This window comes from Streptomyces sp. L2 (assembly GCF_004124325.1).
In the GTDB taxonomy this organism is placed as follows: Bacteria; Actinomycetota; Actinomycetes; order Streptomycetales; family Streptomycetaceae; genus Streptomyces.
In genome coordinates, this window is record NZ_QBDT01000001.1 from 5,035,301 (window position 1) to 5,051,965 (window position 16,665).

Annotated in this window: 14 protein-coding genes; 6 read left to right on the forward strand and 8 right to left on the reverse strand. The window is 68.8% G+C overall.

Going from position 1 to position 16,665, the window contains the following annotated elements; translation table 11 throughout:
* From DBP14_RS37465 to DBP14_RS22525, 7 genes are all read right to left on the reverse strand, one after another.
* Window positions 1-1,827, reverse strand: a complete 1,827-nt coding sequence (locus DBP14_RS37465; protein ID WP_347239661.1) for a DUF6339 family protein — start codon at window positions 1,825-1,827, stop codon at window positions 1-3.
* Window positions 1,827-2,723: a hypothetical protein gene (locus DBP14_RS36425; RefSeq protein ID WP_206739323.1), complete on the reverse strand. Its 897-nt coding sequence runs from the start codon at window positions 2,721-2,723 to the stop codon at window positions 1,827-1,829. The genes DBP14_RS37465 and DBP14_RS36425 overlap by 1 nt, the downstream gene beginning before the upstream one ends.
* A complete protein-coding gene (locus tag DBP14_RS22505; protein ID WP_129308955.1) occupies window positions 2,720-4,687 on the reverse strand; it encodes a hypothetical protein in 1,968 nt (655 codons plus the stop codon). The genes DBP14_RS36425 and DBP14_RS22505 overlap by 4 nt, the downstream gene beginning before the upstream one ends.
* A complete protein-coding gene (locus tag DBP14_RS22510) occupies window positions 4,684-5,709 on the reverse strand; it encodes a PD-(D/E)XK motif protein (protein ID WP_129308956.1) in 1,026 nt (341 codons plus the stop codon). The genes DBP14_RS22505 and DBP14_RS22510 overlap by 4 nt, the downstream gene beginning before the upstream one ends.
* Complete coding sequence (locus DBP14_RS22515) at window positions 5,706-8,261, reverse strand: Z1 domain-containing protein (RefSeq protein ID WP_129308957.1); 2,556 nt, start codon at window positions 8,259-8,261, stop codon at window positions 5,706-5,708. The genes DBP14_RS22510 and DBP14_RS22515 overlap by 4 nt, the downstream gene beginning before the upstream one ends.
* A 138-nt stretch (window positions 8,262-8,399) precedes the next feature.
* The gene (locus tag DBP14_RS22520; RefSeq protein ID WP_277752725.1) at window positions 8,400-8,864 is read right to left on the reverse strand and encodes a very short patch repair endonuclease; all 465 of its coding nucleotides are present in this window, start codon (window positions 8,862-8,864) and stop codon (window positions 8,400-8,402) included.
* A gap of 222 nt (window positions 8,865-9,086) precedes the next feature.
* Window positions 9,087-10,097, reverse strand: a complete 1,011-nt coding sequence (locus DBP14_RS22525; RefSeq protein WP_129308959.1) for a hypothetical protein — start codon at window positions 10,095-10,097, stop codon at window positions 9,087-9,089.
* Window positions 10,098-10,496: 399 nt separating this feature from the next.
* Between DBP14_RS22525 and DBP14_RS22530 the strand changes: the two genes are divergently transcribed.
* The 6 genes from DBP14_RS22530 to DBP14_RS22555 all read left to right on the forward strand — a co-directional run bounded on the left by DBP14_RS22530 (window position 10,497) and on the right by DBP14_RS22555 (window position 15,452).
* The gene (locus DBP14_RS22530) at window positions 10,497-11,450 is read left to right on the forward strand and encodes a permease (RefSeq protein ID WP_241741274.1); all 954 of its coding nucleotides are present in this window, start codon (window positions 10,497-10,499) and stop codon (window positions 11,448-11,450) included.
* On the forward strand, window positions 11,447-12,205 hold the full coding sequence (locus DBP14_RS22535; protein ID WP_129308961.1) for a TIGR03943 family protein: 759 nt from the start codon (window positions 11,447-11,449) through the stop codon (window positions 12,203-12,205). The genes DBP14_RS22530 and DBP14_RS22535 overlap by 4 nt, the downstream gene beginning before the upstream one ends.
* A 99-nt stretch (window positions 12,206-12,304) precedes the next feature.
* Entirely contained in the window at window positions 12,305-13,153 is an 849-nt protein-coding gene (locus tag DBP14_RS22540; RefSeq protein ID WP_129308962.1) for a class E sortase, read from the forward strand.
* A gap of 79 nt (window positions 13,154-13,232) precedes the next feature.
* On the forward strand, window positions 13,233-13,544 hold the full coding sequence (locus DBP14_RS22545; RefSeq protein WP_129308963.1) for a DUF6412 domain-containing protein: 312 nt from the start codon (window positions 13,233-13,235) through the stop codon (window positions 13,542-13,544).
* A 146-nt stretch (window positions 13,545-13,690) separates the two neighbouring features.
* On the forward strand, window positions 13,691-14,446 hold the full coding sequence (locus DBP14_RS22550) for a YidC/Oxa1 family membrane protein insertase (protein ID WP_129308964.1): 756 nt from the start codon (window positions 13,691-13,693) through the stop codon (window positions 14,444-14,446).
* 148 nt (window positions 14,447-14,594) lie between these two features.
* Complete coding sequence (locus tag DBP14_RS22555) at window positions 14,595-15,452, forward strand: fumarylacetoacetate hydrolase family protein (RefSeq protein WP_129308965.1); 858 nt, start codon at window positions 14,595-14,597, stop codon at window positions 15,450-15,452.
* 132 nt (window positions 15,453-15,584) lie between these two features.
* On the opposite strand, the gene DBP14_RS22560 is transcribed toward DBP14_RS22555, so the two are convergent.
* Window positions 15,585-16,655, reverse strand: coding sequence for a Gfo/Idh/MocA family oxidoreductase (locus DBP14_RS22560; protein ID WP_129308966.1), 1,071 nt, complete (start codon window positions 16,653-16,655; stop codon window positions 15,585-15,587).
* Window positions 16,656-16,665: the final 10 nt, after the last annotated feature.

Below are 16,665 nucleotides of genomic sequence, written 5' to 3' on the forward strand. Positions count from 1 at the left end.
TTAGCCTCGGAGCGCGGTTGCGATGGCCAGGCCGACGGCAGTGGCCAGCGGTGGTGGCATGGCATGGCCGACTTGACGATACCTGGACGTCTTGCCACCCGAGAACCTCCACGTAGTGGGGAAGGCCTGGATCAGAGCCGCTTGTTCGACGGTCAGCCTGGGGTCCTCGTCGACGGGGAAGTCCGGCCCCGGCGGGCTGTCGCCGAGGCTGGTGCCGTTGACCCCGAGTGCGGCCCAGGCCCTCTTGCTCCCCGTGGGCCCGAGGTCGGCTCCGCCGCGCCGGTCCGAGCCACCGACAAGCGCGGGAGCGAGCCGATCGGCCCTCTCGATCCAACGGGGGGCGCCCGGCCAGCCGTCCGCGAGCATGGAGGGCCCGAGCACCTGCCCCACGGTGGGAGCCGGCGATCCGCTCGGCTCGGGCCACGAGAACCGGGAGAAATAGGGTTCCCGGAGTGCTACCAGAAATCCACTCTTTCGGTTCTGGGGCACGCTGAAGTCTCCGGCATTGAGGACCTTCCAAGTCGAGCGCAGGCCAACCTGACCCAGTTCCCTTTCTATCCAGGCGCGATCGGCTTGAAATTCAGTGCCTGCTACGAGATCGGGAACGTTCTCGAACAAGACTGCCTTCGGCTTGATTTCACATGCCAAGGTCACTGCCGCACGCAGAACTCGACGTTCATCGGTGTCCTCCGTACGACCGACCGTCGCCAGAGATTTCACGCGTGGCAAGCCACCGCTGACGAGATCGACACCCGACACATCGGGACGCAGGTTCGGTCGGAACTGGACCACGTCCATACAGATGACGTCCCACCCCGGACGATTGAGGTCGATTGTGAAACAGGCATCGGCCTTGCTGTCGATGAGCACCACCGGGTCGAAACCGGCTCGTTCGAGTCCCAGGGCCTGAGCTCCCGCGCCGGCGCAGATCTCCAGAGAGCTGAAACGCCCGGTGTGGGTGCCCGCTGGTGGAGCGCTTGCATTTGGCTGGCTCTGCTCTGTGGAGACAGGAGAAGGGGCCCTGACGGGCCTCGGCTCTGCGGGCACCTTCGAGGCGGCTTCCGGCGGTGACGAGCGGAGGCGCTGAGCGTCCACGCATTCTTGGGCGACCGAGCGCAACTCCTCGTCCAGCGCCCGCTCCTCGATACCGTCGAACAGAACGAAAGGCGCCAGGCGAAGAAGTCGTTTGAGGAAATCGCGAAGGGTGTCGCGTTCATGCAGACCGGCGAGATCCAGGTCCTTCCAGACACGCAGAATCGCGCGGACGAGGTGGGGACTCCCGCCGAGTGCGGCGCGGCGAGCATAGATCTGGTCGAACGCGGCCTCGCCAAGAATCTCGAGAGCTGCGTACGGTTCTGAATCGTCGGGCGAACGAACGAGCTGCGCACGCCACCACAACCGGCCGAAGACGTGACGGGTGAGGTCGGTCCCGAGAACGCGATCCCCGGGTGGCTGCGGGTAGCGCCAGAACGCCACGTCGGGGAGGAGAACCAGTGCGAGGAAGGCCCACACGTCCCGGGACGCGGCTTCTGCGGGCACCATGCCCATCTCGGCGTGCAGCAGGGCGGCCAACCGTAGATCGAACTCCGCGTTGCGCCCTCGGTCGGAGTCGTCGGGGAACCCGGCCTGCTTTGCCAGGTCCAGCACGCCTTCCCGCAGCTCGCGGAGCTGAGCAGCGGCGATACGGTCACCACCGGTGGCCACGTAGACCGCGGAGTCATGGCTGAGGGCGACGCGGCGAGACAGTTCACCGATCGGGAGCCGTCTGTACTCCTCGAAGAGCGGCTTGGCCTGCTCCGCGAGCAGGCGAGGATAGAGGAAGCTCATCACGGAACCTCGAAGATCTTTACAGCCGCTTGCAGGTCGGATGCGAACAAGGCGGGCGATTGCCTGTGGCGAAGGCGTACGTCGGTGATCGACTGTCCCGGAAAGAGTTGGTCGAACAGACTGAGCAGAGTCGCTCCCAGGGAGCCGTCCGGGAAGTCGGCGTCCTCGACGAAGTCGTCGTGTGTCAGGGCATGCTCGATCATGGTTCGGGCGGCGTCCGCGTAGACGGCGGACAGCACCACGCGATCGATGGGCCGGGGCCTTGCCGCGTTTTGCAGGGCGGTGGCGGTGACGGTGTTCTGCTCGTTGACGAGGAGAAGCAGCGCGCCCATCGTGGCGTGTTCGAGACCTCCGCTGATCTGAAGATGCCATGCGGCGTTCTCGGGGAACGACGTCCGCGCGAAGTCGATCACCGCCATCGGGAACTGGGGGGCATCGCCCTGAAGGCGTAGCTCCACTCGGTCACTCCACAGGATGGAACCTGCGCGCCGTGGAGACGAAGGCCGAGCATTGCTCCTCCGCTCGGCGAGAACCAGTGCGGTGTCCAGGAGGAGCAGACCCCCGAGGCCGGTGCCGCGGAGCAGGATGTCGAACTCCGCCGTGTCGTCACCGCCCGCGGCGAGACGCACGTGCTGCGCGGGGCCGCTCAGGTTGGACCCGGTGGCGGTCCACACCGTAGAGAGCAGGAGCGGGGCATCCGCCGGAAGGCCGGACTGTCGGCGAACCCTCTCCACGTCGATGCGCACCGTTCTGCGCAGCCGCAGGTCCATTTGGTAGTCCCAGTCCGGCAACGCCTCCGGGAGAGCTACCTCGCCTTCCTCGACGACCAGACACCACGGCTCGGCTACGACGACGTCGTCCGTGGGGACACGATAGGGAAGGACGCGCCGAGTCACGGGGTCTTCACCGCCTCGACCTTGATCCCGATCTCTGTCATGGTGTCCGGCGCCGGACGCACGACCGCACGCCAGACCGTTTCGCCGCCCACGAGTTCCTGCGGGTCCGACACGAAGAGGTTCCCGACGCCGTCCTCCCAACCGATCAGCTCGGGCATGCCGGCGCCGATGGGCGGATCGGTCTCACGCCCACCGGTTCCGGGAAGCGTGACGGCGAGGTCGATGCGCACGCGCTGTGGTCCCGGCACGGGAAGTCGGAATTCCTGAACCAGGACGGAGTCGCTCCCGCGGTCGTCGAAGTAGGGATCGCCGAGGTACTGCACCCGGAGCCGGCGGACGCCCGTGGCGACAGCGTCCGAACCACTCGTGAACGGAGGGCCGTCCGCACCGTTCGTCCCGGAGCCGGTGACCGGTGACTCGAGCGGCCGAGAAGCGCGGTCTGTACGATCTCGGTTCCGAACACCCGTTGGTTCATTGGTGTCCGCCTTGGCACCGGGCCTCGCGGTGCTCCCGGGTTTGGAATAGGCCGTGGCACCACCGATGCCCCAGGCACCGCCTACGAGACCCGAGAACATAGAACTCGCTGCACCGAGCGCCACACTGCTCGCCCCCGCGCGAGCCACGCCGTTGAGAGACAACAAATTGTCCAGCGCTTCGCTGATGCGTCGGAACGTTGTCTGTACGTAGGTACTCTCGGGCCGTTCGAGGGATTGGGGATTCCAGGCGTCGTGAGTGGGTGGTTCCGCCTTGGCGTAGACGTCGTCCATTGTCTCGGCGGCACGGAAGACCCCGGCGTAGCCCTGGTTCGCGCTGGGTGGCTTGGGCCCTGCGTGATAGGTGACGACGAGTTCTGCCGGACGCATCAGACAGACGTGGTGGATCAGGTCGTCGATGTCCAGCATGAGTGACGCGCGTGTCGGTTCGAGAGCGGGCATGATGCGCTTCACAAGCCCCAAGCGCCCCAAGTGCCGCTTGGGCCGGTGGCAGTCGAGGTCACGTCCGTCGGGACCCGCCATCTCCTCGTACGCCGCGACGAACATGTTGAGTGGACGCGTGCCACGGGGGTCCGGGACAGGATGCTCAACTCCGTCGCAGGTCACGGAGAAGCGCATGGACGGTGCCTCGCCGGCCGCGGAAATCATCTTGGGCCACAGGTGCCAGGCGATAGTCTCGCCCAGGTAGTCGGCCGCCGCTGGTGCTTCGAGGTCGTCGAGGTGGGGGTCGACGACGAGGACGGTGGTCCCGGTCTCGTGCGCCCCGAACGATTTGAGGCCGAGGCGTTGCGCGACTTTCTCGGCCTCTTCACCCACGAAAGGTTCGACGACGGAGCCGGAAGTATCGCCCCACCAGTGCCGGCCTGTGTATCGACACGGACCATCGGCCTCGCTCACCGCGTAACTCTTCCACAGCGCACAGCCGATGAGACGGGTCTCGTACGAACCCCCCGGAGTGCGGCACCGCGAATGGACCAGGATCGTTCCCGGCTGGGACAGCAGGTAGAAGATGCCCTTGCCGAAGCCGTAGGTACCGCCCCCCAGCGCCGTTTCGCGCGGTTCGCCGATGTTGCGGATGAAAGACACGAAATCGCGGTCGGGACCCACAGCATGGTCTGCGCGCGTTGGCCCTCCGAGGCCCCGGGTACCGCGATCGGACACCGCCAGAACTCGGATCGTGCTGTGCCTGAGCGAGTCGCGCAAGGGGAAATTGTCTCCGCCGGGAGCACCGGCGAGCAGAAGTTCCCGCCACGCCCCGGTGTGAGCGGGGCCGACGGCCCACATGTCGATGCGGTAGTCGACCGGCACCGTGGAATCAGGGAGCCGGGCGTCCCAACTGTTCTGGGCGGATTCGCGCACCAGGATGGTGAGCAGATCCAACTCCGGACGGCCCAGCTGGTTGCGGATGCCTTCGGCGGCACTCGCGCCTTCCGGCGGGTACTGCTGGGAGAACCACTGCGGGCTGGTCACACGGACTCCCTGATCATTCGGTCGAGGACCTCGACCACGCCGTCCTGGGGAAGGGAAGCCGGTGGGTCCTTGGGGAGGTCGATCGTGTACTCCACGTCCTGCACGGAAATCGGTACGCCTGCTTCGAGAAGGGCGCGGGTGGTCAGGCGGGGGAAGTCGGACGTCACGCGATACCACCTCTCCTCACCGATCGCAAAGCGAACGTTCTGGTACTTGTCGGCGTCCGTCGCCAGGTAGCCCGTCGCGGCCAACATGCCGCTGAGGGCGCTCTCGTCGTCGCAAAGACGGAGAGCCCGCTCAATCAACTCCAGGAACCCGAGCCCGGGACCGCTTCGTGGAGACGGATCCAATCGGAACCATGCAAGGAACAGGGCACCGCCCGGCGGAGCGTCCAACTGGTCGAGACCGTGGATCCTGGCGGTTCTGCTTCCGCCCACAGAACTTGTCTTGACCTCGATGGCGTCCGCTCCGCCCAGGAAGTCATGGTGGTGCCCCTCGGGTCCTCGCCAGAGACGATGCGCGCTGGAGTCGCGTTCCAGGAGTCGACTCAGCACGAGTAGTTCACCGAACAGGCCCGCGATCTGTTCGGGTCCGAGCGCGGTGTGCTGCGACTGGAAGAGAGCCTTCCAACGGTCCAGCACTCTGTACAGCGCCTTGACCGGGTTCTCGGGCAGCGCCGCGACCGCCCTCAACACGTCAACGCACAACCCGGTGAACAAGTCATTCAGATCTGTGCGGAGGCAGGAGAGGTCGGCGTACGTCTGGTAGGTCTCGGCGTCCTCCAACGGGCGTTTGATCAGTCGGAGCACTGGGCCGTCGAGACCGGTTCGTATCTTCCGGTGCGAGTGCACCGGTATCAGGATGTGACGGATTCCTTCGTGATCCATCCCTGCGATCAGCCGGCCCTGCGCGGTCGCCGTGGGGAGTTGTGCCACGCGCATGCGGCGTGCGCCGGTTGGCTGCTCGACCTCCAGCGCCGCCCAGTGCTCCTCGAGCAGTTCCCTGACGGCGTCCTCGCTCACGAGTCTTCGCCTTCGACGAGCAGGCTGTAGTCCTCGTCCTCGATGCTCACCCCGGAGAGGTCGGCGGAGATGTACTTTTCCACCGTGCTGTCCCCTGCACGCGGCTCGGGGAAGACGAGCCCGACACCCATCACGTGCTCCTCGGCGTTCAGGGGGGCACGGAGCTTCTTCGCCGGACTCGGCGCGGAGACCTTGTCGATCGGGTAGAGAACGAGCAGTCCGGTGTCCGGGAGGAGTTCACGGCGCTTGTCCATGATCCCCTTTTCCGTCAGTTTCGCGGTGTCTTCGTCCAGGTCCACGGCTGCGTCCCGACGACTCATCAGGGTCTTGATGTCGGCGAAGTGAGGGTCGGTACCGCCCGTGGTGAGACGAGCACGCATGTTCCGACCGACACGGACACCCGGAGCGAAGTCGAACGGCTCTCCCTGGGGGTTTCCGACCAGTGCCACGTTCCACCGGCGCAGGGAGCCAGCTGCCGTAACTCGCTTGCGAATGTAGTCAGTGATGAGGTCGGCGTCATTCTCGGGCGACTTTTCGTGGAACTTGTAGAGGCTCAAGAAGTCAGTCACGACGTCATGGGGGACGTCACGGAAAACGTAACGCCCTTCGGCCGACCGGTCCTCGATCCGGACGCAATTCGCCACGGAAGCGTCCACCAGATTGCGTGCCGCGTTGATGTTGCTCCTGAGCCACTCGGCATCCGTGCGGAAGTAGTGCGTCTGAACCCGCTTGCCGCCGTAGGAGGAAGCCGCCGTGACGGCGTCGCGCATCTTGGCTGCCGCGGTGACCCGTAGTGCCGGGTGCGTGCGGAGACGAACGGCGAAGGTCAGCGGGGTTTCTGCTTCGGTCATGTAGATGTCGATGTCGCGGCGCATCTCGGTCTCTACCGTGGCGAGATGCCGGAACCAGTCGGCCAGTTCGTCGGTCATCCAGATACGCGGCAGATCGGCATAGCCGTTTCTGAAACCGAACCACCTACCCATCTGCAACAGTGTGTCGTAGGCGGAGACAGCTCGCACGAAGTAGCTGACCGACAGACCTTCGAGGGTGAGACCGCGGGAGAGAGTGTTGCCCCCTACCGCTATTGCCACAACAGGCCCGTTCTCGTAGTCGAGACGGTCCTCGCTGCTGGAGTTGTCCATGATGACGCGACAGCTACGGAGTACGCCGGGCAACTCCCCGACCAACGCTTCGAACGCCATCTTCTCCTCACCGAACTCGTCGGCGGGGACGCGTTTGGTCTCCTCGTCCCAGATGCCCCGAAGCCGAGAGAGGAACGCCACGTCGGCGAGGGACTGTGCCGCCTCGTCCAGCAGGCGTCGCAACGGGCGCTTGAAGCTGTTATGCACGGACGTATTGACGCTGGTGTGTATGAGCATCGTGCTGTGCGGATTCCCACTGCGGCGTACCCGGCGAGCCGCCGTGACGAGCCAGAAGTATTCGACGGCCCTACGGAGGGCGTCGGTGACGACGGGCTCGAAGCCCTCGATGTCGGCCTTGGTGGCAGGGCGGACGCACGGCACGTCGTCGTCGGGGACCGAACGGATCATGTCGTATCCGTCGTCAACCTGCTCGGGGTCCTCGCCGTCCAGTGCGTAGCGACCGAACAAAACCTCTGTTCCGAAGTGGCCCTGCGGTTTCGGCAGGTTCACAACGAAGTCTCGGGGGTAGAGGTCCTGGGCGCTCGGATCGATGAGCAGGTTGGCGAAGGGCGACGCCGTGTATCCCACGTAGGCGGACCGCGGCAGGCTACTCATGATGCTGAGGATCAGCGGATTGATGGACTTCGTGGCCACCGTCGCCTGGTCGGCCTCGTCATCGATGATCAACGCAGGGCAGTCCTGCAGGTAGTCGGCCGCCTTGTTGAGCCAACGGGCGAGCTTCCGCAGGACCGTGGCGTTCTTCTTGACCACGCACAGCACGTGCGTCTTGTTGCTCTTGCCGAAGTACCCAGCCGGGTTCTCGGTCGGGGTGAAGTCCTTGTCCAGGCCGGTCAACTGGGACCACATGGACGGGTTCGGCTCCACGAGCTGCTGGATCAGACGTGCCTGGGTCTGGCGGCGGAGTCCGTTGTGAATGCCGGCCAGGACGATGAAGAGCTTGTAGCCGCGATCCGCCGCCTTGGCCATGACAGAGGTGAAGTTCGTGGTCTTGCCGGACTGCACGTAGCCGACGACCAGGCCCCGAGTGGAGAACGACTTCTCCTTGGGATGGTTCAGGAGCGAGACCACGCGGGTCGAGGAGTCGTCGAGCTGGCGAATGGCGGGTTCCTCGGGCCAGCCGTCCTTGCGCAAGAGTCCGACGATGGCCGGCCAGCACTTGTCCTTGTCCTGAGGACCGGTGTACCAGGTGTCACGGTTGCCGAGAACGACGGCGTGCGGTTCTTCGAGTTCCTTGATGCGTATCGTCTGCTGCTCGTGATGGTCACGGATCTGCTGGACGATCTCGGGGCTGACGCCGAGCAGTTCCAGTCGCTTGACGGCTTCGGACGGAGGGAAGGCGTCCAGGACTGCCTTGAACGTCTCGTACATGCCGTCGAATTCGTCGGTCATAGGACCCGACCGCCCCCGTTCTGCTCGCCCAAGGTCTGGACTGTTCTGTCACGATTTCCGCTGAACCGCTGCCAGCTGTTGGATGGCATCAGCATGTAGTTGTAGCCGGTACGGGCTCATCTTTACACCGTCTCCACATTATTCTGTCAGGGCGATCCGTCCGCCGGCCGAGCCCTCCCCGGTCCGTGTGCGTACGAACATCACCAATGTGGCGATTCGCTGTGCGACATCGTCGGGGCGCTCGTGCTCCCAGAAGCGCAACACCGTCCACCCGGTAGCGGTCAGGTGCTCCGTTGTCTCCACGTCTCGCGCCATGTTCTTGTCGAGCTTGGCGCGCCACCACTCAGCGTTGGATTTCGGATGCGTAGCGTGTTCGGGGCACCCGTGCCAGAAGCAGCCGTCCAGGAAGACGGCGATCTTCACCCGGGGAAAGACGATGTCGATGGTGCGGCGGGCCATGCCGGGAACCGGCGCGTTCACGCGGTAGCGCAGACCGGCGGCGTGCAGGAGTCTCCGGACGGCGATCTCTGGAGCCGTGTCGCGAGAGCCCTGCTTGCTCATACGGGCAGAGACGGCGGCTGATGATGGAACTGCGTCCGGCACACAAGCATTCTGCCGGCGTGGTCGTGCGGACCGGAACGCCCTGCTGGCCAAGCACAGGGGGAGGTGCTCATTTCTGGCCGTACACGCAACGTATGACAGCGACGCGCAGAAGTGCAGGGCCACCCAAGACCCGGGCCGCTCCAGCACGGGGAAGAAACGAGTGGGCGGCCCGGAAGGAAGAGGGTGACCAGTGAGGCGCGGGCCGTAAGGTGCCCGCCCGGGTCACGCCCCGTGGCAGACCTCGTAGCTATCCGGTGATCCGCACCAGCACACAGCCCCCCGCTGCGGCGGCCAGGCTACCGCTCGTCCGCGGGCCGCCAGTGTCGTCGCGTACTGGGGGAGCAGGGTGGGGTCGGACGGGGTGGAGCCCTCGGAGGCTGCGAAGGCCTCGTAGGAGGGGACCGTGCCTGTGACGATGCCCAGGTTGGGGGTGCCGGAGGTGGCGAGTTCGCGGAGGGAGGACTCTATGGTCGAGAGGTGGGCCTCGTGGGAGGGGTACTCCGTGGCGAGGGCCGGGTAGGCCGCCAGGAGTTCGGTGAGTTCGGGGGCCGGCCAGTGGAGGACCGCCACCGGGAAGGGGCGGGAGAGGGCCTCTCGGTAGGCGCCCAGTTCCGCGCGGAGGCGGGAGATCTCGGCCAGGAGTTCCGCCGGGTTCTCGGAGCCGAGGGACCAGACGCGTTTGGGGTCGTGGAGTTCGTCCAGGCTGACCGGGGACGTGTGGAGGGTGTCCGCGAGGGTGTCCCAGTCGTCGTGGGCCAGGCCCAGCATGCGGCGGACGCGGTGGCGGCCGTAGAGGAGGGGGTGGGCCGCGTACGGGGGTTCCGTCGAGTCGGGGAGGAGCAGGCGGGCGGCCTGGGTGAACGTCTCCTCCGCCGCCTCCAACTCGTCGTGTGACTCCAGGGCCTCGGCGATGATCACCCAGGGCGCCGGGTCGGCCGGGGTGGTGGCGCGCAGGCCGTCGATGATCGCCCGGGCCTCGGCCTCGTGGCCGTACTCCCAGAGGTTGGACGCCTTCAGGGCGCGGACCAGGGACGGGCTGTCCAGGGAGTCGGCGGACAGCAGCAGGCGGTCGTAGAGCGCGGTCGCGGCGGGGCGGTCGCCGGACAGTTCCAGGTGGGCCGCAGCGCGCAGGAGGAGGGTCTCGGCGTCCTCGGGGTAGAGGCCGGCGGTCCGCTCCAGGCGTGCCGCTTCCGCGGTGTGGTCGACGTTTTCGGCGGGCGTGTCGGGGCGCATGGGTGACACCGTACTGCCGGGCGCCCGGATTGGTGAGGCCGGTGCAGGTCAGGGGAGGGGGGACGGGGTGAGCGTGGGGTGCCCGTTCGGGGGCGCGGGCCCCAGCCGCTATCTTCGGTCCGGCATCGATCGGGTGGAGTCGGCATGCGGAAGACGGCGGGTGGGCTCGTCCCGGGAGCGGGAGCGGGAGCGGGAGCGGGAGCGGGAGCGGCAGCGGGAGCAGGGGCAGGGGCAGGGGCAGGGGCAACGGCAGGGGTGGGGGCAACGGCAGGGGCAGGGGCAACGGCAGGGGTGGGGGATGAGGCGGTGGGCGGTGCGGCCGTCGAAAGTGGTGTCGAGGGTGCGGGCAGCGCGGCCCTCGACCGTGGCGTCGAGGGTGCCGGCGGTGCGGCGCGCGAACTGCCCCGGCACTGGGCGCTGCTGCTGATCACTGCGGCCGTTGTGCCCGGTACGCTCCTTTTCGTCCTGGGACGTTGGGGGGACACCCCCGCGATGCAGGCCTGGCGGACGGTGTGTCTGGCCATCACCGTGCAGGCCACACCCTTCCTGCTGCTCGGCACGGTGCTGTCCGGCGCCATCAACGCCTTCGTTCCGGAGCGGGTGTTCACCCGGCTGTTGCCTCGCCGGGCCGGGCTCGCGGTGCCCGTCGCCGGAGTCGCGGGCGTGGTGCTGCCCGGCTGCGAGTGCGCCTCGGTGCCCGTGGCGAACAGCCTGATCGGGCGCGGCGTGCCGCCGGCCGCCGCCTTCGCGTTCCTGCTGTCCGCGCCGGCCGTCAACCCGGTCGTGCTCACCGCGACCGCCATCGCCTTCCCCGGCCATCCGGAGATGGTGCTCGCCCGGCTCGCCGCCTCGCTCCTCACCGCCGTCGTCATGGGGTGGCTGTGGCTCTGCTTCGGCCGGGCGAAGTGGCTGCGGCCGGCGGTACGGCACAGCGGACACCAGCACGGGCGCAGCCGCTGGGAGGAGTTCCGGCTCGGCTTCCAGCACGACTTCCTGCAGACCGCAGGGTTCCTCGTCCTCGGCGCCATGGCGGCGGCCACCTTCAACGTGGCCGTACCGAGGTCCGTGCTCGACACCTTCGCCGGGGCGCCCTGGCTGTCCATCGCGTTCCTGGCCGCGCTCGCCATCCTGCTCGCCGTCTGCTCCGAGGCCGACGCGTTCCTCGCCGCGTCCCTCACCGGGTTCTCGCCGGCCGCACGGCTGGCGTTCATGGTGGTGGGGCCGATGGTCGACCTGAAGCTCATCGCCCTCCAGGCGGGCACGTTCGGGCGGGCCTTCGCCGTACGGTTCTCCGCCGCGACCGTCGTCGTCGCCGTCCTGTCCAGCGCGCTGATCGGAGGCGTCCTGCTGTGAAGCGGTCCCTGCAGGCGGTCCTGCTCGTCCTCTCCGGCGTGGCCCTGCTGCGCATCTCACTCTTCAGCGACGTTTGCCTGCGCTACGTCAAGGAAGGCATGCGGCCACTCCTCATCGCCTCCGGGGTGGTGCTGCTCCTGCTGGGCGCGGCGAGCGCCGTCCTCGATCGCCGGGGGCGAGGGCGAGAAGAGCCCGCGGAGCACCATGACCAGGCCCGGCAAGAGGAAGGGCACGGGCATGACCACTCCGGCGTTCCCCGTGTCGCCTGGCTGCTGCTCCTCCCCGCGCTCAGCCTCCTCTTCTACGCCCCGCCCGCCCTCGGTGCCTACACCGCCTCCCGGCAGCCGCCGAAGGCGGTCGTCGCGCAGGACGACGACTTCGGTCCGCTGCCGCGCACCTCGCCGCTGCCCATGACCCTCTCCCACTTCACGGAGCGGGTGCGGCAGGACCGGCGACAGGCCATCCGGGGGCGCGACATCGAGATGACCGGGTTCGTCACCCCGGCGCCGGCGGGGGGCTCCTGGGACCTGACCCGGATCATCATCAACTGCTGTGCGGCGGACGCCCAGTCGGTGAAGGTACGGATCTACAGCGGCCAGGTCCCGCCCGCCGACACCTGGGTGACCGTCACCGGGAACTGGCACCCGGGCGGGCGGCTGGGCACCGGGTCCGCGCCGGTCGCGCTGGACGCGCACACCGTCAAGAAGGTCGCCAAGCCCGTGAACGCCTACTCCGACGCCCTTCCGCTGCCCTGACGGGTCTTGCCGGCCCTCGGCTCTGGTGAGTTGAAGACCCTGCCCTTATCGTGCGGGCGGTGCGGGCGGCCCTCACGGCGACGCGGCGGAGGTGGGCGCGTGCGGGTACGGGCAGGGGACCGGGTACGGGCAGGAGACCGGGTACGGGTACGGGCGCGGGTACGAGTCGTAGGGCACCAGGACCGCCGCCGGCGCGCCCGGCGGAGGCAGGCCCTGTGGGCCGGGGGCGAGCTGCTGGTCACCGCCGGCGTCGTGCTGATGCTGCTCGTCGTGCACCAGCTGTGGTGGACCAACCGGGAGGCGCGGCGCGGAGCAGAGCGGCAGGTGGAGGCACTGGAGCGGCAGTGGGCCGGGGATGGGGCCGGGGGCGGTGACGGTTCCGGCTCCCCTTCCACCGGTACGGCGCCCGCGTCCACGCCGACGCCGGCCGTCGGGAAGGCACCGCTCCGCCCCCAGGGCTCGTACGTCTCGCAACACATCACCCCTCCGCACCGCTCGCAGGCGTACGCGATCCTCGTCGTCCCGCGCCTGGGCCTGCGGGTGCCGGTCGCGGAGGGCGTGAGCAAGCGGGACGTCCTCGACAAGGGATACGTCGGCCACTATCCCGGCACCGGGCAGCCCGGCCAGGCGGGCAACTTCGCTCTCGCGGGGCACCGGAACACGCACGGGGAGCCGTTCCGTCACCTGCCCCGGCTGCGGCGCGGGGACACGGTGGAGGTCGAGACGCGGTCGGCGACGTACACGTACCGGGTCGACCGGATCCTGCCGCAGACGTCGCCCCGTGACTCGGGCGTCATCCGTCCTGTCCCCCGCTCCCTCACCCGGCCCTCCTACGGCTACGCCGAGCCCGGTCACTACATCACCCTGACTACCTGCACCCCCGACTTCACCTCGCGCTACCGGATGGCGGTGTGGGGAAAGCTGGTGTCCGGGGAACCTCGGGCGTAGCCGGACCCGTCCTGTATAAGTGACTGGAGTGGCCGACAGGGGTCACAGCAGACATCGGCAGGAGAGGGGAGGGGAGTCCATGGTGGGCAGCCGGATCGGTGTGCGTCCCGCCGCCGTGCTCTTCCTCGTCCTCCTCAACCTCGCCCTGCTCGACACCGGCACGCTCACCGCGACCGTCGCCCTCGCCGCCACCGCGGCGGCCGGGGCCGCGCTCGCCGTCTGCGCGCTCATCGCCGCGCGCTGCGTCCCCGCCGTGCCGCCCACCCGGGTCCGTACGGCCATCAGGGACCGGGACCGACGTACGGCGTTCCTGCCCCAACGCGATCCCGACGCCTCCGGCCGGCCGCGGCCCAGGGCACCCGGACACGCCCTCCCGGCGACCACCGCGTAGGGCACGCACGCGTACGTACGTAAGCGCACGTACGGACGTGAGCGTCAGCATCCCCTGTCTTCCCTGACCACGGGCCCGCGCGGGTCGTCATGCCGTCACGCACCTCCCTGACCCCGGCACGACGAGACCCCCCGGAGGGCTCACCCATGTCCGTTTTCGCCAGCCTGGTCGAGCAGCTCGCCGACCTGCTCCAGCCGCTGTTCCACACCTCGGCGGCCGCCGCCGCGATCGTCCTGTTCACCGCGCTCGTACGACTGCTCGTGCATCCCCTGTCCCGGGCCGCCGCCCGCGGCCAGCGCGCCCAGGCCGCACTGCGGCCCCGGATCGCCGAACTGCGCGAGAAGCACGCCAAGAATCCGGAGCGGTTGCAGAAGGCGGTGATGGAACTGCACGCCGAGGAGAAGGTGTCCCCGCTGTCCGGCTGCCTGCCGAGCCTGCTCCAGATCCCGGCCTTCTTCCTCCTCTACCACCTGTTCTCCAACACCACGATCGGCGGCCACGCCAACGGGCTGCTGTCGCACCAGCTGTTCGCCGCCCCGCTCGGCGGGCGGTGGGCCGACGCGCTGGGGGCCGGCGGCGCGTTCGGCGGGGCCGGGCTGGTCTACCTCGGGCTGTTCGCCCTCGTCGCGGCCGTCGCGTCGTTCAATTTCGTCCGCACCCGGCGGCGGATCGCCGGCGGCGGCCTGATGCCGGTGGGCGGGGCGCCGATGGGCGCAGGCTCGATGGGCGGGGCGTCGGCAGGCACGGCGCCGGTGGCGGGGCTCGGGGCCCTCAACAAGGTCATGCCCTTCATGTCCTTCTTCACCCTCGTCACCGTGGCGGTGGTGCCGCTCGCCGCCGCGCTGTACGTCGTCACCAGCACGACGTGGAGCGCGGTGGAACGGGCCGTGCTGTACCCGTAGGTGCCCGCAGGGGAGCGCGCCGGCCGGGTTACGGTCCAGTACGTGAACAGGGTCTTGCCCGGTGGACCGGCTGATTGGAGGATCGGCCAAGTCCACCGGTGGCTGCACCCATCGGCCCGGGCGCCCGCGATCGAGGGAGATGGTGACCATGAAGCTGCTGCGTGTCGGTACGGCGGGGGCGGAGCGGCCCGCGCTGCTGGACGCCGACGGGACGTTGCGGGACCTGTCCGGGCTGGTCTACGACATCGACGGGGCGCTCCTCGCCGACGACACCGCCCTCGACCGGGTACGGGCCGCCGCCGCGAGCGGTGAGCTGCCCGTACTGGACGCCACCGGGCTGCGCATCGGGCCGCCGGTGGGCCGCATCGGCAAGATCGTGTGCATCGGGCTCAACTACCACGACCACGCCCGCGAGACCGGGGCCGAGCCGCCCGCCGAGCCGGTGATCTTCTTCAAGGCGCCGGACACGGTCGTCGGCCCGAACGACACGGTGCTCGTGCCGCGCGGGTCCACCAAGACCGACTGGGAGGTGGAGCTGGCCGTCGTCATCGGGCGTACGGCCCGCTACCTGGAGTCGGCGGAGGAGGCGCTCGCGCACGTCGCCGGGTACGCCGTGGCGCACGACGTGTCCGAGCGGGAGTTCCAGATCGAGCGCGGCGGGACGTGGGACAAGGGCAAGAACTGCGAGACGTTCAACCCGCTCGGGCCGTGGCTGGTCACCGCGGACGAGGTGCCCGATCCGCAGCGGCTGCCGCTGAAGCTGTGGGTCAACGGCGAGCTGAAGCAGGACGGTACGACCGCGGAGCAGATCTTCTCCGTGGCCGAAGTCGTGCGGTACGTCAGCCAGTTCATGACTCTGTATCCCGGGGACGTCATCAACACGGGGACGCCGGCGGGGGTGGCTATGGGCCAGCCCGAGCCGAAGCCCTATCTTCGGGGCGGGGATGTGGTCGAGCTGGAGGTCGGGGGGTTGGGGCGGCAGCGGCAGGAGCTCAAGAACGCGTAGGCGTTCCACTGGGTTGCCGGGTAACTGCGGTCGTGTGTCGGGCGCGGGTGCGTCGTGGTTTCTCGCGCCCGCGCGGCGGAGCCGCAATTCGATACAGCCCCGCGCCCCTTGGGTGGGTGTGTGGCCCCGGCGCTACAAAGTCACCGTTGCTTCAGTGCTTGCTGACTTGCGGGCCGCCTCCAGTACGTCCAGGGTTGCCGCCGCCTCCAGGGCCGTTACCGGGTTGGGGCCCGTGCCCGTGAGGGCGTGGGCCACTGCCGTGTAGTAGGCCGGGTAGTCGCCGGGGGTGGTGGGGACCGGGGTGCCGCCGTTGGTGAGGGGGGACTCTCCGGAGCCCAGGGCGCCCCAGAGGGACTCGGGTTCCGTGCCCCAGTCGGGGGTTTCGGGGCGCAGGCCCTCGCGGAGGGCCGCCTCCTGGGGGTCGAGGCCGTACTTGACGTAGCCGGCCTGTGAGCCCAGTACCCGGAAGCGGGGGCCGAGTTGGGCCGCCGTCGCCGAGACGTAGAGGTGGGAGCGGACGCCGGAGGCGTGGGTGATCGCGATGAACGTGTCGTCGTCGGTCTCGGCGCCCGGGCGGCGGATGTCCGTCTCGGCGTACACCTGGGCGGCCGGGCCGAAGAGGAGCAGGGCCTGGTCGACGACGTGGCTGCCGAGGTCGTAGAGGAGGCCGCCGATCTCCGCCGGGTCGCCGGACTCGCGCCAGCCGCCCTTGGGGCGCGGGCGCCAGCGCTCGAAGCGGGACTCGAACCGCCATACGTCGCCCAGCGCGCCCTCGGCGAGGAGCCGGCGGAGCGTGAGGAAGTCGTTGTCCCAGCGCCGGTTCTGGAAGACGGAGAGGAGCAGGCCCCGGTCGTCGGCCAGGGCCGCCAGGGCGCGGGCCTCGGCGGCCGTCCCGGAGACCGGTTTGTCGACCACGACCGGCAGGCCCGCTTCCAGGGAGGCGGTGGCCAGCGGGACGTGGGTCTTGTTCGGGGAGGCGACGACGACCAGGTCCAGCTCGTCGGCGCGGTCGAACAGCTCCTCGGGCGTGGCGGCGAGCCGGACGTCCGGGAACTCGGCGAGGGCCTGCTTCCGTCGCTCGGGGTTCGCGGTGACCACCGTGTCCAGGGCGAGGCCCTCGGTGGCGGCGATCAGCGGGGCGTGGAAGACGGAGCCTGCGAGGCCGTAGCCGACCAGGCCGACGCGGAGGGGGATGGCAGTCATGGGCCCCACT

Bases quoted from the DNA above. Each gene is read 5' to 3' on its own strand.
- DBP14_RS22515 (WP_129308957.1), bottom strand. From the start codon at position 8,261: ATGACCGACGAATTCGACGGCATGTACGAGACGTTCAAGGCAGTCCTG.
- DBP14_RS22545 (WP_129308963.1), top strand. From the start codon at position 13,233: ATGGTGGGCAGCCGGATCGGTGTGCGTCCCGCCGCCGTGCTCTTCCTC.
- DBP14_RS22560 (WP_129308966.1), bottom strand. From the start codon at position 16,655: ATGACTGCCATCCCCCTCCGCGTCGGCCTGGTCGGCTACGGCCTCGCA.
- DBP14_RS22525 (WP_129308959.1), bottom strand. From the start codon at position 10,097: ATGCGCCCCGACACGCCCGCCGAAAACGTCGACCACACCGCGGAAGCG.
- DBP14_RS37465 (WP_347239661.1), bottom strand. From the start codon at position 1,827: ATGAGCTTCCTCTATCCTCGCCTGCTCGCGGAGCAGGCCAAGCCGCTC.
- DBP14_RS22555 (WP_129308965.1), top strand. From the start codon at position 14,595: ATGAAGCTGCTGCGTGTCGGTACGGCGGGGGCGGAGCGGCCCGCGCTG.
- DBP14_RS22550 (WP_129308964.1), top strand. From the start codon at position 13,691: ATGTCCGTTTTCGCCAGCCTGGTCGAGCAGCTCGCCGACCTGCTCCAG.